The following is a 357-nucleotide window of genomic DNA, read 5'->3' on the forward strand; positions in this document are numbered from 1 at the left end:
CTGCACTACAACCTGCTGCGCTATTACGATGCGGACATGGGACGGTTTCTGACGCAGGATCCGATAGGGCTGTCGGGAGGGGAGAATGCGTATACGTACGCGCCGAATGTGCAGATGTGGATTGACCCGCTGGGATTGTTCGGCCTTGCCGGAAGCCTTGCGGGCGGAGGCGGGTTTGGAGCGGGCGCGGGAGCAATTTCTGCCACGGGCGGGGTGTCTTCGGCGCATCAGGCGGCAGCAGCGGCGATTGCGGCTTCGCGTTCGAAGTCGGAGGCACGGGCGGCCGTGGGGCGTTGCGATAGGGACGAGCAAGACCCGTGTTCGCAATTCCCGACAAGGAACGCCGCACAAAATCAG

General features: G+C 63.3%; 1 protein-coding gene. It reads left to right on the forward strand.

Going from position 1 to position 357, the window contains the following annotated elements:
- Positions 1-357: RHS repeat-associated core domain-containing protein (locus ACI43T_RS12005; RefSeq protein WP_405387343.1), on the forward strand; the 357-nt coding region annotated here is incomplete at both ends.

This window comes from Neisseria oralis (assembly GCF_045062685.1).
In the GTDB taxonomy this organism is placed as follows: domain Bacteria; phylum Pseudomonadota; class Gammaproteobacteria; order Burkholderiales; family Neisseriaceae; genus Neisseria; species Neisseria oralis.